This window comes from Ruegeria hyattellae (genome assembly GCF_041537925.1).
In the GTDB taxonomy this organism is placed as follows: Bacteria; Pseudomonadota; Alphaproteobacteria; order Rhodobacterales; family Rhodobacteraceae; genus Ruegeria_C.
In genome coordinates, this window is record NZ_JBGOSH010000018.1 from 48,069 (window position 1) to 70,153 (window position 22,085).

Annotated in this window: 20 protein-coding genes and 1 pseudogene; 10 read left to right on the forward strand and 11 right to left on the reverse strand. The window is 53.0% G+C overall.

Annotation, left to right across the window (positions count from 1 at the left end; all coding sequences use genetic code 11):
- Positions 1-16 precede the first annotated feature (16 nt).
- The 6 genes and pseudogenes from AB1E33_RS26625 (at position 17) to AB1E33_RS26650 (ending at position 6,696) form a co-directional block, all read left to right on the forward strand.
- Positions 17-839, forward strand: a pseudogene (locus AB1E33_RS26625) (IS6 family transposase).
- A gap of 119 nt (positions 840-958) precedes the next feature.
- On the forward strand, positions 959-2,497 hold the full coding sequence (locus AB1E33_RS26630) for an arylsulfatase (protein ID WP_372580281.1): 1,539 nt from the start codon (positions 959-961) through the stop codon (positions 2,495-2,497).
- 101 nt (positions 2,498-2,598) lie between these two features.
- Complete coding sequence (locus tag AB1E33_RS26635) at positions 2,599-3,072, forward strand: transposase (RefSeq protein ID WP_372580246.1); 474 nt, start codon at positions 2,599-2,601, stop codon at positions 3,070-3,072.
- A 12-nt stretch (positions 3,073-3,084) separates the two neighbouring features.
- Positions 3,085-3,558, forward strand: coding sequence for a transposase (locus tag AB1E33_RS26640; RefSeq protein WP_372580282.1), 474 nt, complete (start codon positions 3,085-3,087; stop codon positions 3,556-3,558).
- 560 nt (positions 3,559-4,118) lie between these two features.
- The gene (locus tag AB1E33_RS26645) at positions 4,119-4,601 is read left to right on the forward strand and encodes a hypothetical protein (protein WP_372580247.1); all 483 of its coding nucleotides are present in this window, start codon (positions 4,119-4,121) and stop codon (positions 4,599-4,601) included.
- Positions 4,602-4,713: 112 nt separating this feature from the next.
- Positions 4,714-6,696, forward strand: coding sequence for a sigma-54-dependent Fis family transcriptional regulator (locus tag AB1E33_RS26650; protein WP_372580248.1), 1,983 nt, complete (start codon positions 4,714-4,716; stop codon positions 6,694-6,696).
- A gap of 92 nt (positions 6,697-6,788) precedes the next feature.
- Here AB1E33_RS26650 and AB1E33_RS26655 read toward each other — a convergent pair whose 3' ends face one another.
- The 10 genes from AB1E33_RS26655 to AB1E33_RS26700 form a co-directional block, all read right to left on the reverse strand.
- On the reverse strand, positions 6,789-7,493 hold the full coding sequence (locus tag AB1E33_RS26655) for an aquaporin (protein ID WP_372580249.1): 705 nt from the start codon (positions 7,491-7,493) through the stop codon (positions 6,789-6,791).
- A 123-nt stretch (positions 7,494-7,616) separates the two neighbouring features.
- Positions 7,617-8,660 carry an NAD(P)-dependent alcohol dehydrogenase gene (locus AB1E33_RS26660; RefSeq protein WP_372580250.1) on the reverse strand — a complete coding sequence of 348 codons (1,044 nt, stop codon included), beginning with the start codon at positions 8,658-8,660 and terminating at the stop codon, positions 7,617-7,619.
- Positions 8,661-8,722: 62 nt separating this feature from the next.
- Positions 8,723-10,360, reverse strand: a complete 1,638-nt coding sequence (locus tag AB1E33_RS26665; protein ID WP_372580251.1) for a molecular chaperone GroEL — start codon at positions 10,358-10,360, stop codon at positions 8,723-8,725.
- Between the two features lie 46 nt (positions 10,361-10,406).
- Positions 10,407-11,222: an iron-sulfur cluster assembly protein gene (locus AB1E33_RS26670; RefSeq protein WP_372580252.1), complete on the reverse strand. Its 816-nt coding sequence runs from the start codon at positions 11,220-11,222 to the stop codon at positions 10,407-10,409.
- A gap of 4 nt (positions 11,223-11,226) precedes the next feature.
- Positions 11,227-12,252, reverse strand: a complete 1,026-nt coding sequence (locus AB1E33_RS26675; protein ID WP_372580253.1) for an amidohydrolase family protein — start codon at positions 12,250-12,252, stop codon at positions 11,227-11,229.
- 86 nt (positions 12,253-12,338) lie between these two features.
- Positions 12,339-12,710 (reverse strand): MmoB/DmpM family protein, encoded by a 372-nt coding sequence (locus AB1E33_RS26680; RefSeq protein WP_372580254.1) that lies wholly within the window; start codon positions 12,708-12,710, stop codon positions 12,339-12,341.
- A gap of 18 nt (positions 12,711-12,728) precedes the next feature.
- The gene (locus AB1E33_RS26685) at positions 12,729-13,793 is read right to left on the reverse strand and encodes an aromatic/alkene monooxygenase hydroxylase subunit beta (RefSeq protein ID WP_372580255.1); all 1,065 of its coding nucleotides are present in this window, start codon (positions 13,791-13,793) and stop codon (positions 12,729-12,731) included.
- Positions 13,794-13,844: 51 nt separating this feature from the next.
- Complete coding sequence (locus tag AB1E33_RS26690; protein ID WP_372580256.1) at positions 13,845-14,903, reverse strand: NADH:ubiquinone reductase (Na(+)-transporting) subunit F; 1,059 nt, start codon at positions 14,901-14,903, stop codon at positions 13,845-13,847.
- Between the two features lie 87 nt (positions 14,904-14,990).
- On the reverse strand, positions 14,991-16,655 hold the full coding sequence (locus AB1E33_RS26695) for an aromatic/alkene/methane monooxygenase hydroxylase/oxygenase subunit alpha (RefSeq protein ID WP_372580257.1): 1,665 nt from the start codon (positions 16,653-16,655) through the stop codon (positions 14,991-14,993).
- 1,046 nt (positions 16,656-17,701) lie between these two features.
- Complete coding sequence (locus tag AB1E33_RS26700; protein WP_372580258.1) at positions 17,702-17,974, reverse strand: hypothetical protein; 273 nt, start codon at positions 17,972-17,974, stop codon at positions 17,702-17,704.
- Between the two features lie 63 nt (positions 17,975-18,037).
- Here AB1E33_RS26700 and AB1E33_RS26705 point away from each other — a divergent pair, with 63 nt between their 5' ends.
- Genes AB1E33_RS26705 through AB1E33_RS26715 form a run of 3 tightly spaced genes read left to right on the forward strand, consistent with a single transcriptional unit; the run spans position 18,038 to position 19,658 of the window.
- Positions 18,038-18,319 carry a hypothetical protein gene (locus AB1E33_RS26705; RefSeq protein ID WP_372580259.1) on the forward strand — a complete coding sequence of 94 codons (282 nt, stop codon included), beginning with the start codon at positions 18,038-18,040 and terminating at the stop codon, positions 18,317-18,319.
- Complete coding sequence (locus AB1E33_RS26710; RefSeq protein ID WP_372580260.1) at positions 18,319-19,449, forward strand: WD40 repeat domain-containing protein; 1,131 nt, start codon at positions 18,319-18,321, stop codon at positions 19,447-19,449. The genes AB1E33_RS26705 and AB1E33_RS26710 overlap by 1 nt, the downstream gene beginning before the upstream one ends.
- 29 nt (positions 19,450-19,478) lie before the next feature.
- Complete coding sequence (locus tag AB1E33_RS26715; protein WP_372580261.1) at positions 19,479-19,658, forward strand: hypothetical protein; 180 nt, start codon at positions 19,479-19,481, stop codon at positions 19,656-19,658.
- Between the two features lie 365 nt (positions 19,659-20,023).
- Here AB1E33_RS26715 and AB1E33_RS26720 read toward each other — a convergent pair whose 3' ends face one another.
- Positions 20,024-20,356: a hypothetical protein gene (locus tag AB1E33_RS26720; protein ID WP_372580262.1), complete on the reverse strand. Its 333-nt coding sequence runs from the start codon at positions 20,354-20,356 to the stop codon at positions 20,024-20,026.
- Positions 20,357-20,733: 377 nt separating this feature from the next.
- Between AB1E33_RS26720 and rpoN the strand changes: the two genes are divergently transcribed.
- Positions 20,734-22,074, forward strand: a complete 1,341-nt coding sequence (rpoN, locus tag AB1E33_RS26725; protein WP_372580263.1) for an RNA polymerase factor sigma-54 — start codon at positions 20,734-20,736, stop codon at positions 22,072-22,074.
- The last annotated feature ends 11 nt before the right edge of the window (positions 22,075-22,085 follow it).

The window sequence follows — 22,085 nt, forward strand, 5'->3', positions numbered from 1 at the left end:
TTACTAAAGGCAATGAGTGAACATTCCATCCGGCATGCCGCGCCTGAAGGTCTTTCGTTACGCTCGTGAGGTCATTGCCTACGCGGTCTGGGCATACCATCGGTTTGCCTTGAGCACCACGGATGTCGAAGATCTTTTTGCGTAACGGTGTGCCATCGTGAGCCGGGAAACCATTCGGCTCTGGGTCAATCGTTTCGGCGCACTTTGCCGCCTACATCCGGCGCGATCGCCCCAAACCGAACGACAATTGGCACATGGCCGAGGTTGTCATCACGATCCGCAGCAAGAAGCGCTGGTTGTGGCGGGCCATCATCTCGAACGGCCCTTCTCATGGTTTGTGAACAAACCACTGCCAGGCGACGGACGTTCTCGTTATCCTTGTTCGAACGCGGCGAAATGCAAAGGCGGCCAAACGGTTTTTCAATAGATTGGCCGCTCAGTTTGGTGAGCCAAGGGTCGTGATAACGGACAAGTTGCGCAGCAACATCAAGTCCGTCAGCACTTTGGCACCGCAGGCTGACCACCGGGTCCACAAAGGATTGAATAGTGCAATCGAAGTTTCGCACAGGCTGACCTAAAAGCGGGAGAAGTTGTTTGGCCGGGTTAAGTCACAACGGCAACCTCATAGGTTTCTGTCCGCGCATAACCAGATCAACCTGATATTCCGTCCCCGCCGCTATCAACTCACCGCAACCTCATACCGCCACGCCCGCAACGATGCGTTCAGCCTCTGGGCCGCTTACACCACCGAAATGGCAGCATGGCCCTGCCTTTTCCGATGCTTCACAATCGAACGCAAACAACTTGGCAATACCTTCATGCCTATTGCCGCATTCTAAGGGCGAGACTGTAAACCGGACGCGCCGGAACGCAGCGAGGGTTAGCTTTCGCGTGTTTGTGTTCACAAGCTAAAAAAGCGGGTATCATCGTGGCACCTATCCAGAAAGGGTTCTTGATAATGCTTAGAGGAATAGTTTTGTCGGCAATTGTTGCCATCATACCGGGGTTTGCCGGTGCACAAGATGGTGGCAAACCCAATATTCTTGTTATCTGGGGCGATGACATTGGCCAATTCAACATCAGCGCAATTAACCGTGGCATGATGGGGTATCGCACGCCAAACATTGACCGCCTCGCCGCAGAGGGTGCGTTGTTTACAGATTGGTATGGACAGCAGAGCTGCACTGCCGGACGCGCGGCCTTTGTCACTGGTCAATCGCCTATGCGCACAGGACTGACCAAAGTCGGGTTGCCGGGCGCTCCTGAAGGTATGCGGGTGGAAGATCCTACCATAGCAGGGTTGTTAAAAAACCACGGCTATATGACGGGCCAGTTTGGCAAAAACCATCTTGGCGACAGAGATGAGATGCTTCCCACCAACCACGGCTTCGATGAATTTTTTGGCAACTTGTACCATCTAAATGCCGAAGAAGAGCCTGAACATCCCGACTATCCCAGTGGCGCAGAGTTTCGCGAACAATTCGGCCCGCGCGGAGTAATCAAATCAAGTGCTGACGGTTCCATAGAAGATACCGGTCCCTTGAACCGAAAACGGATGGAAACTGTCGATGTTGAGGTTACTGCAGGTGCACTGGATTTCATGGATCGTGCAGTTGAGCAGGAGAAACCATTCTTCCTTTGGTGGAACTCCACGCGGATGCACATCTTTACGCACCTCAAAGAGGAGAGTGTAGGCGTAACGAATTATGGCATATATGCGGACGGCATGGTGGAACATGACGGTCAAGTAGGCCAGTTGCTTGACAAACTCGAACAGCTTGGCATCTCCGAAAATACCATTGTGATGTACTCATCCGATAACGGAGCCGAGACTTTCACCTGGCCTGATGGCGGCACCACGATGTTCAAAGGTGAGAAGAACACACAATGGGAAGGCGGGTTCCGTGTGCCGACTTTGATCCGGTGGCCAGGCACAATTGAACCCGGGACTGTGGTCAACGACATTGGCGCACACGAAGATATGCTGCCGACCTTTTTGGCAGCCGCTGGTGAGCAGGACATTAAAGAGAAACTTCTGCAGGGCAACGTCGAAGCTATAGGGCGGCAATACAAGGTGCATCTTGACGGGTACGACCTGGGACCCGCATTGCGAGGAGAAGCAGAATGGCCGCGGAATGAGTTTCTTTACTGGACCGACGATGGATCAGTCGCTGCGCTCCGTTGGACAGACTGGAAGTTCACCTATCTCAAACAGCATGCTGAAGGATACAAAGTCTGGACAACCCCGTTCGAAGTTCTTCGTGCTCCGTCGCTGACGAATTTGCGAATGGACCCTTTTGAACGCGCCGAGGCCGAAGATGCGATGGGCTATCAACGGTGGTGGGTAGAGCACATGTTTGTCTTCGCTCCCGCCGGAGCCTATGTCGCCAATTGGTTGGCCAGTTTCCAAGAATTTCCGCCACGGCAAAAACCCGGGAGCTTTAACCTGGACAACGTAATGGAGGTTATGCTGGCTGGGTCGCAGGGAAATCAGTGACCTTCTTACGGCAAGAAATCATTTCGGAGTTCGGGGACTGTGTAGCAGGGATCGGTCGCTCAAAGTATTCTCAGCGTTTTCTGTGACGTGAGCGACGGTCGATGCCCCACAAATTCAATGATGCCCGTCGCGACAAGTTTCCCAAAGCTAAGTACCGGGTCACGAACTGTTCGGATTACAATGAAAGTCTCCGGCGTCGAGGTGACGTGACGATCTGGGTTTCTGATGATGTGGTGCAGAAATGGAGATCGCCGCGCCGCAAGACACGCGGCGGTCAGTCGCGGTACTCTGATTTGGCTATCGAGATCTGCCTCACTCTGCGGGTCGTGTTTCGGCTCCCGCTCAGGCAAACTCAGGGCTTTGTGCGGTTGCTTGCCAAGCTGATGGGCATGGCCCTTGTGGTGCCGGACTTCTCGACCTTGTCGCGGCGCGGTAAAGGGCTGAGGATCACCCCACACTGGCGAGCTGCAAGTAAGCCAATCACGCTCATTGTGGACAGCACGGGTCTGAAAGTGCATGGCGGCGACGGCTGGCATGCAGAAAAGCACGGCACCAAGAAGGCCCGCAAAACATAGCGCAAGCTCCACATCGCCTTCGATCCGGAAACCGGTGATATCGCCGCGACTGAGTTGACCACTAAACATGTGGCCGATGAAACGGCACTGCCAGCTTTGCTAACAGACATGGATGCCGATGTGAGCCGGTTGCTGGCGGATGGTGCCTATGATGGCCAGGGCGTGGCAGACTGCCTTGAAGACAAGTTTGGGCATGAAGTTGAGATCATTATTCCTCCGCCGAAAAACGCGGTTCACGGCAAGAATGCACAACGCAACCACCACATCGACGTCATCGCTAAAAATGGTAGAATGAGCTGGCAAACGAAGACGGGATACAACCAGAGATCACGGGTCGAAGCCCAGAGCGGAAGATGGAAACAAGCTATCGGCGATCGCCTGCAAGCGCGCGACTTTGACAATCAAATTGCCGAAGTGAAAATAGCATCAAAGGCGCTCAACCGCATGACTGGTCTCGGTCGTGCGGTGTATGAGCGCGTCGTCTGAAGTGATGGGGTAAGGGGCCAATCCGCCCCAATTCTGATCCATGCAACACATTCATAGGGAACCGCGCTGCTTCAGCGCCGTGTTGTACGAAGGCCAGTTCCTGGTCTTGTACTTCGTGGGGGACCAACTGCTCATCCCCACCAACTATCACGCTGGATTCAAACAGTGAATCCCTCACCCATTTGTGTAACAAAGCCCATATCTTCCACAATGTTTTGATGCTCGCCTATCCCGCAAGTTACTTCAATTTGCGCCCGCAATGATTGAGCGCCCAATTGAGACGCTCGTATTTTACGAAATGCATTCATGGAAACGAATGAATAGTGTAATAAAATATTACACTGCTCCGGAAAACAACGCCCTATTTTATTGGGGTATCGTGTCTAATTATAGACTCAGACGCCAACTCTGGCTATGCTATTTTCCCTAACAATAGGACGAAACGACGCACCAACCAATGCAATTCTAGGATTCAACTGGCTGCACCGCAGCAACCTGAGTTGTGGTGCCTTCAAGGTGTTTCGAGTGCTTCAGGCGAACTATGAATTTGGGATCAAACTATGGTTGATATTTTCTCTAAGAACGATGGTCCACATCGAGAAGATGTTGAAGCTAAAAGGCTTTTACAAGGGAACAGGGGAACAATTCACAGGCTTGCAGATCAGTTAAGCAATGGTGAGTTTTCGCGGTCCCGGGCTGCCTTGGAAAAATCAAGGCAGGAGCCCGAACCTGAGGGTCTGAACATTCATATTCTTGGCAGCGGGTCGAAACCTTCCGAGCCGGAGCCGGTGGTTCGGATTAGCATCGATGAACGCGTGATGATCATGGATGCCAATTCAGGTAAGCAAATGATTCTCCTGGGGCAGTTGCGGGTGAAAAACGGCGTCAAGTTCTTGGCCCTGGCGACACAGAAAAACGGCTTTGTTGCACCGCTGGATCCGGAAATCGAAAACACACTGAACGACCTCGACGGAATTGTAATTGAAAACGCTGACATCAAGGAAAAACTGGCTCAGGTCATATATGGCCGGCTTGATCTTTGACACCTTCCTCCAGCGGCCTTGTATGAGTGCAAACCGGGTAGTTATCGCTCAGATCACTTGAAAGAAGAACATGCGAGCCACGTACTTCAATCCAAACGGCGATCAATCGTCAATGTCCAGTTCATCGGATCTGGAAGGCAACCAACTTGCAACGATGAGCGCCTGGGAAGCGTTTGTGGAATCCGGTCAGGCAACTGAAGAAATCGAAAGAAGTGTCCGGAGAGAAATACTGGATTCCTGGGCCCGTTGTACGGATCTGGGGATCAGTGCGCTGTCCGGTGCCACGCCCCAGAAAGTCGGTGAAGAAGGATTAGAGGAGCTAAGGTTCAAGAATGCCTCATTGTGCCAGGCAGCCCGTGCTGCGTTTGAGCGACTTGCACCGCATCTAACAGGATCTGGTGCCATCCTGATTTTAACGGATCGAACCGGCACAATCATCGATGCAATTGGCGATGCGCAGACGTTGGATATGGGGCGCGATATTCATTTGGAAGTTGGTGGTGTTTGGGACGAACGTGTCATCGGCACGAACGGAATTGGCACAACCTTGCGTACGGGATTGCCAACATTTGTTCACGCATCAGAGCATTTCTGCCAGGGCATCAAATCGTGGACCTGTGTTGGTGTGCCGGTGTTTGACCCTCTGGATCGTCAAATCGTTGGGGTGATCGACCTGTCGGGGCCACCGGATATTTTCCGGCCTCACAACATGGCCCTTGTCGTTGCCGCGGCGCGGGAAATTGAAATCGCGCTGGCAGAGCAACAACGCGAAGAGCGCACGATTTTGCTGGAAGCCTTTATTGACTTACCCAAGTCACACAATAACAATGATGCCGTGGTTCTGCTGAATTCATCGGGCCGCATCGTTTTTAGTCGCAATACGGAAAGGGCGCTGGAGCAAGGTACAGGCGACCTGCCTATCGGCAAAAAGCTTATGACCTGGAATCCAAGCATGACCGATGGCGACGTGATGGCAGCCTTGCCGCCCGCGCTTGCAAAAACCGAGATCGACCTGCTCAAATTCGGTGGCGAAGTACAGGGCGCGGCCCTTATTTTACCCGAATTGACAGTGCCTCCATCTCCGGCCAACCCAAAGGGTGTTTCGATCAAACCCAGATACGGCATCGAAGAAGAAGAATTTACCATCCTGGGCGATTGCCCGAAAATGCTGGAGGCAGTTGAGTTTGCGCGCCGTGCAGCCAAAGCGAATGTTACCGTTCTGGTCCAGGGCGAAACCGGGGTTGGAAAGGAACTTTTTGCCCGACTGATCCACAGCTATCATTCAGACAGGAAAACGCCTTATGTCGCCGTGAATTGCGCGGCAATTTCAGGCGAACTGATCGGTGGGGAATTGTTCGGCCATGTGGCTGGCGCGTTCACCGGGGCATTAAGGGAAGGAAAACTAGGCAAGTTTGAACAGGCAAATGGCGGTGTACTGTGCCTCGATGAAATCGGAGACATGCCGCCAGAACTGCAAACCTACTTGTTACGGACCCTCGAACAAAGGGCGGTTTATCGCATTGGCTGTGACAAACGCCGACCGCTGAACGTGCAACTGGTGGCAATTACGAACCGAAACCTGCGCCACGATATTGAAGACGGCCGGTTCCGTCGTGATCTTTTCTATCGGATCGGGACGATTGTCATTGATGTTCCGCCGCTGCGAGAGCGGGGATACGATGTCGACCTGTTAGTTCATCATTTCAACATTATGTTGTCGACCAAATTCGATCAGAACCCTCTTGTCTTTGACGCCTCGGCGCTTGCGGCATTGCGTGCATATCGGTGGCCGGGAAATGTTCGGGAACTCAGAAATATCATCGAAAGGATATGTCTGCTGCATAGTGGCGGGCCTGTTACAGCAGATGATCTGCCTGACGAAATCACGCAACCTGAATCCAACGATTTCTTATTTGAAAACTCTGCCAAGACGGCGGCCGGAAACATGGATCTGAGTAACATCGAGTCCATCGCGATCCAGCGCGCGATCGAACAAGAGAAAGGCAATTTGTCAAAAGTTGCCCTGTCGCTTGGCGTATCCCGCCCCACGCTTTACCGGAAAATCCGTGAATACGACCTCGACCGCGGCAAATGACAAGTGGCGGCAGCTGTTACGCTGCCGCCTGCATTTTGAATCGTTTGTTCCCGGGGAAGAGATCAGCGAACAAACAGCTCAAAAATGAGTGTTCATGCCGTTCCGGGATTTTTCAGCGCATCTAGATCTGACACGCTTGAAGACAAGAACGTCCGGTGAATCAATCCACCGACCGCACTACCCAGGCAGGGGGCAACGATGTAAAGCCACAGCTGGTTAAGCGCGTCACCGCCTGCAAAAAGAGCCGGTGCAAGCGACCGTGCGGGATTGACCGATGCCCCCGAGACAACAATGCCCGCAAGGTGAATGACAACAAGTGTCAGACCAATTGCCAAGCCCGCACTTGCGCCTGCTCCGCCTTCGTCGGTGGACCCAAGGATCACGATCAGGAAAATGGCTGTTGCAACGAACTCAAAAAGGAACGCACCCATGACGCTGTATTCGCTCCAGCCGTTTTGGGCGAACCCGTTTGTTGCGATGTTGTAACCACCCTGTTTGCTTTGCACCATCACGTACAAAACCGCCGCGGCAGCAATCGCTCCGGCGCATTGTGAAATTGTGTAGCCGATAAAATCGGATACCGACATGCGTCCGGCAACCACGGCGCCAAGGCTGACAGCGGGGTTGAGATGGGCGCCGGAAATGTGGCCAACGGCATAAGCTACCCCGACAACCGTCAAACCGAACGCGGCGGCGACACCGAGAAGCCCGACTTCGCCGACCATAAATATGATTGTTGCACACCCGATAAATACGAGTGTGAATGTCCCCAATCCTTCTGCAACTAGTTTCTGCATGGTTTCCTCCTTTGGCAGATGCATTGCATGGCACCCCCGCTCACATCTGCGGGCGGGGAACTTCCATATCTTTGATATGTTTGAGATTTTTTTCCGCTGGTTGGAATTGCGGGGCTTACATGATCACGGTACGATTACGCCGCGACCGGTAAACCGGCGGTTTTTGAAGTCATCGATTGCCTGATTGATGTTGTCCAACGAATATTCAGTCTGGTGCATCTTCACCAGGCCATCCGCGTTCATCTCCATCAACTCCACCAGTTCGGTGTAGTCGCCCACAAGGCTGCCACCGATCTTGATTTCATTTGCGACCAGATCCAGAGTCGGCACTTCGACGGTACCGCCGTATCCAACCATGATCAGTTCGCCGCCCTGACGTAGTAGTTTCCAGCAGACATTCTCGGTGCCATGTTCTCCGACGAAATCAATCGCCACATGTGCACCGCCGCCGGTCAAATCCTTGGCCTGTTCGATAAGGTCGTGTCCGCCGTCCAGCACAATGTCCGCTCCCAATTCTTTGGCCAGAAGCTGTGCTGCGGGTTCGCGGTCAACAGCAATAACTCGTGCACCACACGTATGCTTAAGAACCTGAAGCGCGATATGGCCCAGCCCGCCAATACCCAGAAGCAGGACGTAACCGCCGGGATTTACCATTTTACTGGCTCGTTTCGCCGCGCGATACGCGGTGATGCCGGCATCCGCCATGGGGGCGACTTCAAGCGGTGTGATGTTGGTGTTCAGCTTGATCACCGAACTCACGTTGGTCACGAAGTATTCGGCAAAACCACCGTCTAGCCCCAGACCCGGAAATAGGCCGTGGTCACAATACATGTCATGACCATAACGGCAGTTAAGGCAAATTCCACAGCTACGGTGTGGGTGACAGATTACGGCATCACCCGGTTTGACCGAGGTGACATTGCTGCCAACGTCCTCAACCCAGCCTGCGTTTTCATGCCCCATGACATAGGGCAGAAGGCTGCCTTCAACATCCATGATATCCTGCCAGACACCTTCGATGATATGAAGGTCCGTACGGCACAAACCGGCCGCCCCTACCTTCACAATCACTTCGTCTGGCGAGTTAATCGTCGGCGCCTTGACGTCTTCGATCTTCAACTGAACATTCATGGCCGGATCGTATTCGTATAACCGTGCGGCTTTCATGTCGCGCTCCTTTTCTCTGGTCTGGTTCCGGTTAACAGCGGCCTGTAAACCGGGTTGAAATTCTATTGGCGGCCAAGCAGTTCGGCTCCACCACCCAAGGCGGGCCCCTCGGTTGGATCGGCTTCACCTTCGGACAGATCACCAACAAGCGTTTCCGTTGTCAGAATGAGAGTGGCAACAGATGTGGCATTCACGAGCGCGCTTGCCGTCACGCGAACTGGATCGATGATCCCGGCCTCAAACATGTCGCGAAACTCGCCAATGGATGCGTCAAACCCGTTGCCCTCCTGGCCGGACGTAACGGAAGCAACCACAGACACCGGATCGGCGCCTGCATTGGCGGCAATTCGTTCAACCGGCTTTGTCAGAACGGAGCGGACAAGTTCCACGCCTTTGCAAACATCGCCCTCATAGGCTGAAACGACCTCGTCCAGGACAGATCCGATCTGTGCCAGCGCGGTCCCGCCGCCCGACACAACGCCGTCTTCCGAGGCAGCCCGGACGGCGCACAGAGAATCTTCGATCAGCTGGATCTTGCGTTTCTGTTCAACCGGCGTGAACCCACCAGCATAGATAATCGCGGTGCCGCCGGACAGTTTGGACACACGTTCACGAAGCTTGTCCTGTTCGATGTTCGGGGGGGCGACATCAAGTTGACGCTGTACCTGTGCCCGGCGCGCCCGAATTGCATCGGGTTCACCTTCACCGCGCAGGACACTGGTCAATGATGAGCTGACAATGACCTTTTGTGCTCCGCCAAGTTGAGCCAGGGTAACGTTCTCGATCTTTTTGCCAAGATCGCGTGCCAGCACTTCGCCGCCTGTCAATATGGCCAGATCATCCATCATGGCCGCACGCCAATGACCATATTCCGGGGGATGCACGATCAGATATTTGCCCGCTCCGCAATCATTCATCAAAGAGACAACAACATCGGGTGCAATCTCTTCGGCAACAATCAGCAGGGGCCGGTTTTGCTGATCGGCAATCGACCGGACATTTGCAAGGATAACTGGGTGCAGGATCTTGTGATCCGTCATCAAGATTAAGGGGTTGTCCAACACGGCTTCCATGTTGTCCTGATCCGTCACCATGTGGTGCGAGATGTATCCCCGATCGAAGGACATGCCTTCGACGACTTCCAGCGACGTGTCTATTGTGACGGCGAAATCGGCAGTGATCACGCCCTCTTTGCCAACACGTTTGAAAGCCTCAGCAACCAGCGAACCCAGTTCCTGGTCTGTGGCGGATACACGGGCAACCGCCTCAAGATAGGCCGGGTTGTCGTCACAAGAACGCGACGACCCATCGAGCCCCTCAACGATCTTTTCAACCGCGATGTCGATGCCTTTGCAAAGGTCAACGGGCTTGACCCCCTGCGCCGTAATCTCGACGCCTTTCTGGATCAGAGCGTTGGCAAGAGCAATCGCGGTTGTGGTGCCGTCACCGGCCACTTCATTTGTCTGCATCGACACCTCACGAACGACTTGCGCGCCCATGTTTTCAAATCGATCCGATAGTTCAATTTCCGATGCGATAGAGACACCGTCGCGGGTCACCAAAGGTGTGCCAACGGGTCGGTCGATCATCGCGTTCAACCCCTTGGGGCCAAGCGTGGGTTCCACGGCTGCAGCCAGTTTCGAGACACCCTTAGCAAGTGCGCTTCGGGCCGTTCCGTTATGTATCAGTAGTTTAGCCATAATTTCTCCCCGCCATTGGCTGTTGCCAGTGGCTTATCTTGTGTTGTCAGATTTTGCTTGCTGTGTGCTGATAGCTGTCCCTTGGCGGAACGCGGTTCTGGATAAAGTCGATCAGGGTCGGGCCATCGGCATCGATCTTGGCTTCTTTGTATCTGGTCGACTGAAGCCCACGACACAGCGCGCCGTTGAACTCCATGTTGATCCGGACACCGCGCAGTTTTGCAAGATAGTCACGCAGTCCTTCAACTGTCAGCCCTTTGCCATCCCAGGTAACGAAGGCAGGGTCACCGGCATTTTCTGCCAATCCCTGAGACAACAACAAAGACCGATACCGCGGTTTCTGCTTTTCTTCTTCGCCCAAACTGAAATTGACTTCATCGAACGCACCAAGTGTCATCCCGACAATCTGAGCGCAGGTGAAACCTCTTTCTTCCAGTGCCAGCAACACCGTTTCCTGTCGGCGCATAAACGCCTTTTCCAGAAACTTGGCACGTACTGAGTTAAGGTCGCCGCCATCGCAATATTCGGCGAAGATTTCACTGAAATTCCTGTCACCATTGACGCCATCATTCACCCGATCCGCAAAACAATGATCGTTCAGCGTGACTTTGACGTCGTGCACCCATTTCATCTTGCTGACCTCAAGGCGAATATCGAACGCCATGAGGAATGCGAAATTAGGAGAGCACCAGTAGGTAGGAAGCCGAAACTCGACTTCCACCTTTTTCAGATCCAGGTCGACCTCAACCAGCTCGATGAAACCCAAATCAGTAACGGGTTGATCAAGTTCGGGATCGGTGACCTGGTCAAGACAACGCCAAACGTCAAGTTCAAGTTCGTCTCTATGCATTTCCACCAGCATCGGATTACTCCGCTGCAATCTGGACAGGCGATGTGCTGAGCTGCTTTTTCTTCGCTTCGACATCAATGTCATAGAGTTTCGCAGCATTCAGGCCGAGGATCTTTTCCTTGATCTCGTCCGTCAGTTGAATGCCACCACGTTCGGCCGAAATGTCTTCGGGGATCTGGTAGTCCCAGAACTTTTCGACAAGCCATTGCGGCGTCCAGATCGCATAGTCCGACCCGAACAGAAGTTTGTCTTCACCAACCCACCACAGTAACTCGGCGATAACTTCGCCAAAGTAGCGCGGACGCGAGTGGATGAACGGCAAGGCAACAGCCAGGCCACCGTAGACATTGGTTTCCTGTGTGGCGATCCAGCAGAAATCGTCCAGCCGGGGCAGGCCGCAATGCTCAATGATCCAGTTCAGGTTCTGGAAATCGGTCGCCGCATGATCGACGTCATGAACGTCAAATGCATCCTTGCTAAGCGGGATGATGGTCGGGCCTTTGTGAACATGGATGTTCTTGATGCCCAGTTTCTCGCACAGCTCAAAACACTTGTAAGCCGCCGGGTCATTCAGGTTCCAACCCTTGCTTTCGCCTTTCCATTCAGCGGTGTACATTTTCACACCCTGAATATCGAAGGTCTCTTTCATGTAGTGGATGTATTCCAGCGCCTTTTCACCATCACGCGGGTCGAACGATCCATTGACGATGAAGCGCTCGGGATGGCGCTCGGCCATTGATGTGCTGCGCTCAATGCTGGAGAAACCGTTCTTGTAAAAGTCGCGCAGATAGGTCGACTGGATGATTGCAACATCATTGGGACCATCCACAAAAAGATCGCGATAGACGTCATCTACCGAATACTTCTCAAAGCGGCCCTTTTCCCAAAGTTGCTCAGGCGGGCTCAGGTTTGTGTGATATGCATAGAAACAGTCAATGAACTGTTTGCCATGGACATTGCTTTGGTTTTCCGGGCTACCATCCCAAAAGTGGGTGTGACCGTCGACCACGAAAATTTCCTTGCCATCTTTCGTCTTAAACATTTGTACCTCCTGGGTTTTCTGGGTTTTTTTGCGTGATGTTAAGGGGTGCAAACCCGGGCAAACCCCGGGTTTGCACCGTCGGTTGGCTATTCGATGTATTCGAACACGTCGTCCATGTTCCCAAACAGCACGACAGTGTTGTCATCGACGCGAACCATCCGGCCATAGTGGGTGGACGTGTTCACCTCGAAGGTTTCCGCAGTCATTTCACGTCCAAGGAATTCACTGATCTCATCCATTTTGAAGACCAGTTTGCCTTCGCCATCCACCCGGATTGTTGCCGGGTTGTGAGTGACGGTCACCTTGGGATCTTCACCCATGAATTCGGCGATGGCGCGTGCTTCAACCGAGTCGTTCATGGTCACGCCGCACTGGTGCGAAATGGTCTGCTTGAACTCGATATCCTTCATGGATTTGAAGATGTTTCCTTGCGTCGCGTCGCGTGCAATACTTGACATTGATGCTACTCCTATAAGTTAGCGGCTCAGTCCGAGCTCATTGAGAATCTGACCGTGGCGCTCAAGCGAGACCGCTTTCACATCCTCGAAAGACACGGGCTTGGAATGGGGTTGCGACCAGATCGGCTGAAGGGCGCGTACGGCCGTTTCGGCCAGATCGCCGTGCTTTTTCAGCCAGGTTTGAAGCAGTGCCTTGTTATGGGCAGAATGCTCTTCGTCGTTGGCCAGCAGGTAGAACAGGTCGATTGTGTTCGCCAGATTCCGCTCATAGTCGGCTTCAGCAGCCGAAATGACCGGGGGCGTGATGAAATCGTTGTTCGCAGCCGCAGCCTGCATGAAGAAGCCCGAACGCACCAATTCGCCGACAAGAGGCTCAAACACCAGATTGATCGCGAAGTACTGTTCAAGATAATCTTCGGACCCCATGATGGTCTCGATCGCTTCGCGGCAAGGCTGCCACATCGGATCTTCCATCCAGTTCTTTTTGCCCAGGTCATCATCCCAGCCATCGATATCCATACCGATTTCCGCCAGGTACAAAGTGATGTCCTGTGTCAGGCGCATTTTGTACGACGAGTTGGTCAACGTGGCGTTGTTGATCATTTGCGTGTAGCCATAACGCTGTGCTTGCATCAGCGATGTGCCAAGACCGAATTCAGCATGCTTCCACGCACCAAGATGCGCCTGAAGTATACGCTCCCAGGTTTTGTCAAATGCGGTATGCGCCTTGGCCTTGCGGGCGTTGTCTATAACCGCTTTGACCATCGAGCAGATCTTGGATTGGCGCTGATAGTGCGTCCGTTCCCATTCCTGGTCCGGTGCGCGGAATGCATGCCAGTTAGAGCTTAGGATTGCGGTGTTATCTTTCTGATAAGCGCCACCGCCTTTGCCGCCTTCGAACTCAATAATCCAGTTCTGGATCAGATAGCGTTCCGGATCGGGCTGGACGTCAACCGTCACATCTTCGTAATGCGTGGCGCGTTTGCCTCGCGGTTCAAAGTAGTTGTATTTGCGGCTTGTGGATCCGATGAACGTTGCTGCGCCTGCAGCTCCGGAGCCGACCGAACTTGATGTAGCTACCATTGTAGCCTCCCTTGGTTGGTTTCATTCACGTGACTAGCGATCAGCCCAGCATTAGTGGGCCGATGAACCGGAAGTCGGCGTGAACTTGTCGTAGAAAATGCGGTCCATTTCGAAGCTGTTCATGAACAAAACAGGCGTCAAAGCGTCGATCATCGGGGGGGGACCGCAGGCATAAATGTCGCCTTCGCCGTCGACATCCAGTGCCTTGAGCCGCTGGTCAACGACTTCGTGAACAAACCCACGCTCACCCTTCCAGCTGTCGTCGTCATCCGCATGGCTGAGTACCGGGATAAATTCGACAGATGGGTTTACCTTGGTCAGCTCGGCAATTTCGTCCAGTTTGAACAGGTCATCCTGGGTGCGTGCGCCATAGAAGAACAGGATCGGGCGATCTTCGCCGCTGTTGATCTGATCGTGCAGGATCGACCATACAGGCGACATGCCAGACCCGGCACCGACAAGAACTACTGGTCCTTCTCTGTCTTCGCGTCTGAAACACATTCCGTACGGTCCGCTGAGCTTGACGGTTGCTCCTGTTTTGATGCCTCCGGCGTCAAGTTCGTTTGAGAACTTTCCGTCCGGGTATTTCTTGATAATGAACGAGAGCTTTTGGGCTTCGCCCGGCGAATTTGCCATGGAGAACGAGCGTGTAATCTCCTCCCCATTTTCGGTGGTAACCGTGATGTCGACATATTGCCCCGCCCAAAATTTGAGTGGTGTGTCAATTTCGACTTCAACGCCGCGAATGTCATGGGTCAGCGCCTCGAAATCGACAACTCGACCGTTGAATTCTTTGACCGGGATGGACTTCGACAACACCTCTTCGTCAAAGTTGAGAAGTTCAATCTCCACATCGCTATAGGCGATTGCCCGGCACATAAGGATGTGTCCGCTGTCTTTCTCAAAATCGTTGAGCGCGAAGGTTGAGTACTTCAGCATTTCCGTCTCACCGTCCAGCTGGACGCATTTACAGGCGGAGCATTGGCCCTCTTTGCAGCCATGCGGCAGCGCAATGCCCTGGCGGAATGCGGCGTCGAGAATGGTTTCATCCTCATCAACCTCAAATTCTACGCCTACTGGCTCCAGACGGACGTTATATACGTCGCTCATTTGTCAGGTCTCCTGTGACCCGAAATCCCCTGTGGACTTCGATTGGTTTGGGATGCAGGGGCCATCCGGCCCCTGCAATTGATAGGTTTAGTTGAACGGCGTGATGGTGAAGCCGGCGCGGTAGTCTGCCAGATGTGTTTCGCGATCATCATTCGACATGCCACGCAGGGCTTTCAGAGGCGACGCAAGCGTGTTGCCGCGCACGTCATCAAGCGTCCACATGTCCTTGTTGTCGAAACGCAGGTGCGGTTGCGGCACCAGGGTCTTGCCATCTTCGCGAACAAAGTTGAGATCCTGGATCGCGTCTGCAAGATCCCAGCCGTCATAGACGGTTTCCCACTCACGCTTGCCTGAGAACTTGCCCATGGCAGGTGTCGGACGACCTTCGTATTCGTCCGAGAACGCCTCGACGGCGGTCCAGCGGTCCAGCTCATGCGCAAAGGTGTGCAATTCGCCGTCGATCTCATCCACGACCATGTCTTCGCGGATTAGGCATGGAACCAGGCACGACCAGCAACGATGCGGATACTGATAGCCAACTTCTTCGTTGAAGGTAACAACCTTCTGACCCGGAACGCTTAGCTTGGCGTACCATTTCCAGAAATCGCCAAATTCAGCGTACCAGCCCGGATACTTGTGCTCAAACCATTCAAAGTCTTTTTCGGTCTGAGCTTCGATCCGCCAGAAGTTTACCGGCCAGCCGACGGCAAAAAACTGAGCAACCTTGTGCACATAGTTCTTCTCGGTGATCCGCTTCCAGGCTTCCTGAACATCGTCGTGATGCACTTTGACGCCATACTTCTCAAGCGGCAGCATGTAGGTCCGGTAGTAATCTTCAAAGATCCACCGGTGCCACATTTCCGCATAGGATTCCTTTTCCTTTTCGCGGTTGGTGGTGCCGTATTCGATGAATGTACCGATCGCCGCATCCACGATGGCGTGGTTTTGCCAGAATGCATACCGCAGATCGCGTTCCAGAAGCTGGTGGTTCTCCGGCTCTTTCAGGGCTGCCATCAGCAGCGAGTGACCGTTACCGATGTGGCGGCTTTCATCCGACTGAACCGACAGGAACACTGTGGGAAGTGCATAGTCGCCATTCCGCGCAGCTTCTGACGGCATGGCCACAAACAGCGTATTGGTAAACGCGGTTTCTGCCACAACGGTCAGATACATGCACGCGGCGGTCATGGTGTCGCCGGTAATGAAACCTTCACCAAACTGGCGGCCGATAGTGGTTGCATAACACTTGCCAAAAGCTTCTTCGGTAATGTCGAAACCAGCCGGGTCGATGTAGTTTTCCATGTACCACTTTTTCAGGTTCATCTGAATTGTGGAGTGACGGAATTCATCAACCATCTGCATGGTGAAACCGGTGCGAAGATCCTCGCCCGGGGCCAGACGGGCCACCATTGCCATGGACCGTGCTGCCGAGATTTCGGGGAAAGGAATGATCGCTAGGAACAGCTTCATCCATTCGATCCAGCGCGGTTCCACATTGCGGAACATATCGCCCCGCAGCGCGGCGTCCAACGCACCGTAAACCCGGTTGTCTTTCTCTTCTTCCATGGGGAAGTAAGACCGAAGGACCTGTTTCATCGGGTCGCGCGGTGCTTTCGTGATTTTGTAGTCGGTCGGGAAAGTGTTGGCTTCTTCAACATAGGTTGGGTTCCAGCCAAGATCAGAGATTTTCTTGGTGGCTTCACCCACCGAAATTCCCCGTTGGGAAGTGATTTTATTTAGCGTAATCGCCATGCCATGAGACTCCTTTAGGTCTGATCGTTCGAACGATCCATTGGAGGCAGCAAGCGCTGCCGGTTTGCGACATGCTCCCTGCCCAACACACTTCTTTGTGCGGACGGGTGACCACGTCATTTGGGTCACGGCAAAGGTTTGGGGGATTTGGCGTCAGGCCCGGTGTTTCCTAGGTGTCCATGGTAAGACATCAGAAATCGTTGCTTTGGCGGTTCTATCCCTGTTCCTTCGTTCTTGGTTGTTTCCGTATTCGTGGAAACGAGGCGTTATGCAGAAATAGAAGTAAGAGCCGTGCCAGATCGGCCCACCAAGCGGGGAGTAAGGCGCATTATTGCTGAAATTTGATAGGTTACTATTTGATATTAATGAATTATAATTATTCATAATATTTTTTTCTCTGCACCAAACAGTACTAAGAATGCACAACAATACGGCCACGAAGATGTATCACTATTTTACAAGCGTTACACTCAGACTAATGTTTGCAGTTCGCATTACACATTTCAGGTATGCCCGAGTAATTGCCGTTAATTCGATCATTTGAATGATCCAACAATAAGCGCCTTGACGGCAAACGGTCGTTTCCAGACGTCGGTGCCCCAACGGCATGTCTGTTTTCATATCTCAACCTCGGCTCCACGATGGGGAGCTATTCTAAGTGGCGAAATCGCAGATGAATTCCTGGGAGTGATTCTCTCGCTTTGCACCGTCACCGGAGTGGCAAATTCTACAATTGTAACTCTCTGAAACTATCGGCGTTTACATATTGTAATAATGCGTGACGAAAACAATTTTCGGGTGCGAAATATCCTGAATCCTGATCCGGAAAAAGGCCGATAACTCTTTGTGGCCACTCTCTCCAATGTTATTTTTTACACCGTTCAGAGATTACGCGGCGACCGTTTCCCCAGCGCGTTTGTGATCGCATTCAATTGATCGCAATAGGGTGGAGCCGCACGTCGGCGGTGATCTCAACGCAGGATTAAGTGTCAACAGAAAGGAGTAATATGACTGCTTCAATCACATCAGAATTGTTCAGCCGACCTTTAGTTTGGCCGGTCGGAGCGGGTGGCATGAGGAAGCTGATCCCAAATGGCTTCGACATCAGTGCGCAGCCGCAAATGCACCTGTTTCAGGATCTGATCTCTAAGGTCGTCCGAGAGTTGCGAAAGGGCCTCTTGAGCTTTGACAAAGGTCAGTGGTCCGGGCGCCTCGACCGCTTGTTTCGACGCTTTGGAAATTGCGCTGTCGGGCCCGGCTATTTCGGCGCCTACACTGTTCAACTCCACGAAAAACCTATCTGTCGATGTTTTAGTCATGTCCTCGGTCTCCTGCTGCCTTCGGTATCGAATTCGAATGCGCGATCAGTAGAGGAATAACAAATGTCGGGTCAATCCGCGGAAATCACCGATCTTTTTCACGAATGGATGTTGCTGGTTAGTACCCTGTCACAAGCAAACGCAGAGCATTTGCGAATTCTGCAATTGCGCAGCGGGTTCGACATTCTCTTGATGAAAAACTCGGATGCGACCGATGTGATCGACAGCCAGCGCGAGTCCGAGGTCAATCTTGGCGCGTCTCAAGCACGTATTGAAAAACTCGAAAATGCCGTGGCTGAGCTGGACGCGAAAATTGAGGCGGCAACAAAATTGGAGGAAGAATAATGGTTGAAAACAGTTCCTCAGGGCTTTCCCTGTTCGATTTATTGGCCAGAAGCTGGGATCTTGACGACGAGATTGTTCAAATCGAGTTCAATCACGATGATACCGGAGCGTTGCTCAAGTTAGCTTCGGGCAAGGTGGCGCTGGCGTCTACAAAAGATTCCGAAAGCCCCAAAATCCGAACCCGCATGGACTTGGAAACAGGCAGGACGACCATCCGCCCGCGTGAAAATCCTGTAGCCCCACTGAAAAAGCCCGACATATCGGTTCACAAGGAGTTGCCCGTCACACGCTTCGGCCCTCAGGGGTTTGCGACCATGGACGAAAACGGGACCTTGCTGCACATCACCGCGGGCGGCCAGATTGTGGAAAGACAATTGGATCACGCCGAACCGGTTACATCTTTGTGTAGCTCAATGACCGGCGACACGATGATTATCGCCCAGCATAACGAAGTGACAGTGATGTCGGTGGCCGATTGGACGGTCAGCGCCAAGATTACTCTGAACCACGAGGTTTCATGCCAGGCAATTTCACAAGATGGCCGGACATTGGCCGCCTGGGGGAATTCAACACTAAGCCTGCTGAACCTTGCGGACCTGGATTCAGACCCCCGGTCGATTGAATGCGCTGGAGATGTCACCGAAATCAGCTGGCAGAAATCTGGTGCGTATCTGGCTTGCGCGTGTTCAGACAAAAGCTTCAATGTTGTCGATTGCAAAGCCAACACATCTCAGCGCGTCGAAGGGTTTCCAAGTGCGGTACGCAATGTGGCCTTCAGCGAAAGTGGCAACGCGCTGGTCACGTCCGGGGCATTTCGACTTGTGGGCTGGAACGCCGACGATCTGCCGCACGATGATGAACCCGGCACACCCCTGACGACGGGCAAGCCTGGGTTTGTCGTTCTCAATGCCGTGGCAGCGCACCCTGAACTCAACCTTGTCGCCACCGGTTATGCCAGTGGTCTGGTGACCCTGGCCTGCATTGGCACCTCGCAGGACATGATGCTGCACCAGGAAAAAGACACCGAAGTCCGCAGCCTTTGCTGGTCGAAAACCGGAGAGCATCTGGCAATTGGATTCACCTCCGGGGTGGCCGCAATTGTGACCTTTCCTTCTCAAATGTTCAAATAATTCCACTCAATCAGAAAAGGAGATCCCTCATGAGTGACGATCTTTCACCAGAAGAACAAAGCAAGGACAAATTCTTTGGCGAGCTGTCCAAAATTTCCGAGGATATGATCGGAAAGCATGGAAAGGATTTTGCTATGGGTGCCTTGGTCATGGCCGCACAGTGGATCGCCAAGAACGATCCAGATGCCCAAAACGACACCAAACACTAGGCCGGGGTTTCTTCCGACGTTCCGGCATCAAGTGTCCGGCGCAACTGAGCCATGGCGATTTCCGATATCAATGGGGTCGACTTGGCCAACCCGCCATCAGTCTCTGGCTGATTCATTCGGCCAATGGCAGCCAGATCTTCACCAAACTCTGATTTGAGGCCATGAGAATACGCACACATCTCTTGCAACCGCAGCGTGACAAAATACAGACAATCTCTGGTCTCGCTGTATTGCCGCGATGGCGCCTGAAGACCGCCCTGGCAGGTCGGGCGAAACGAGGTGTGAACGGCCGTGCCAAGGATGGCTCCGACGTGCTTGCGCCAGGCCGCGTATTCGCCCGTCTGGTCAAACTCAAGTCCCGCCCGCTAACGTTGCTCTCTCACCGCCTTGAAGGCACGCCCACAGGCAATATGACGGCGCAAGAACTCATTTGCCTCATCAAGAGTGGAACACTCGACAAACCGTTTGGCCAGCTTGGGTCTGGCAATAAGCGCGAGCGACATATCAACATCTTCAGAGATAGACCGCGCGATTTGCATGCACGGCGTTGGCAGGTCGGTAAGAAACAAAATTCTGATCGCATCCAGTTGCTCCATCATACGAAAAGTCAGCGCATGCAGCGCCTGCCATTGCTCAGTGACCAACCCTGTCCCGCTCAAATGTGCCGCGTTGGCCGCCGTGGTGTGCAGTGCAGCCATCCAAGTAACCGATTGATAAAATTAGTAAAAATTGCCGATGGGCCAGCTACTAGCACCAGTTTTCCAATCATCAACGGCCCAAAAACCACGAAGACACGCAATTGTATTTTGCCAGATTTTGTCCAAATCCAAACCCCGGGCCGACCACATCTGGCGCGTACGGGCCAAAAGCTGTGGCGAGACACCGGGATAGCTTCGGTCCAACGACACGGGCAAAGCTTGATCTGTTTTTTTTTCCATGACCGGGCCGAGTTTTTCTCACAGCAGCGTGATGATCAACGACAATCGACACATAGTGTCTTGAAACTGCATTCTGCCCCGCTGGCGGCCACAGCAACATACCGTTCATTGACAGCATCAGATATGAGGCACTTTTCATGGGACTAAGCCTTACGCATTCCGCACGCCAGACCAAAATCTTGAACCACACGATGGTGCAGGCGTTCAAAATCACTCGAATGGACAAAACGGAACTGCTCGAACATCTATCGTCGGCTGCCGAAAACAACCCGTTCTTAGAGATCACCCGGCCGGATCCGGACCTGCCCAGCAGTCGGCCGAGCGGCAATGGTGGATACATCCCGGAAAATGCCAGTGATGTGCACAAAAGCTTGTACCGGCAAATCACAGACCAGTTGCCGCTAGTTCTTGAGACCGATCATGAAAGCCAGATAGCGCAGATTCTGATGATGGAATTGGAACCAAGTGGCTGGCTTGGCAGGTCGCTGGACGAAATATCCGCCATTTATGGTTTCGCTGTTTCGGATTGCCGCCACGTTTTAAAACGCCTTCAGACACTTGAGCCGGCTGGGTTGTTTGCGCGAAACCTAAAGGAATGCCTGCGCCTTCAGGCGTTGGATCGCGATCAGCTGGACGAGATCATGGAAGGCTTGATCTCACGCCTGGAGGAGCTTTTGGATTGTGATATTGCAACCATGGCGAACCGGCTGAACGTTGATCCGGCCGATGTGGCACACCGCTTGTATCTTATCCGGCGAATGAACCCCAAACCCGGATCGGCATTTGAAATCGATGAAACACTATCCCGCCAAAGCGATGTCATTCTGAACATTGAAAATCAGGATCTGGTGATCGAGCTCACCAAGTCCAGCTTCCCATCTATTCGGCTCTTGCATGCGGAGGAGACGGCCGGACAATCTGCCCTGAATTTACCGTCGCGCCTCAATGAGTTGGTTCGAGAGGCAAAATCGCTCAAAAATTCCCTGGAGTATAGAAATTCGACAACTCTGGCCGTGATCGAAGCCATTTTTGCCAGACAGCGCGATTTTCTTAAACATGGCTACGCGGCGCTTTCCCCGATGAGTATGAGCGAAATTGCAGATGATCTTGGAGTCAGCGAAGCAACGGTCAGCCGCGTGGTGACCGGACTAACTATCCAGTGCCCGCATGGAAACATCGGTGCAAAATCCCTGTTTTGCCAGCCCGTGACTTATTGTGGCCAGCCGACAACCAGACATGTTGCGTTCCAAATGATCAAAAAATTGGTCGACGGTGAGGACAGAAAGTCGCCGCTCAGTGACGGCGAAATCGCTACTAAGGCAAAAAGCCACGGATTTAGTGTTTCAAGACGAACGGTCGCCAAATACAGGAATATTTTGGGTATCCGTGCCCCTCAAATACGCCGAAAAAACGCCGAACTGTCGGGTCTGATCGATGATCACCACAGAACCGGATTTCGCCATGCGACGAGGTGCTGACGCTACTTGGG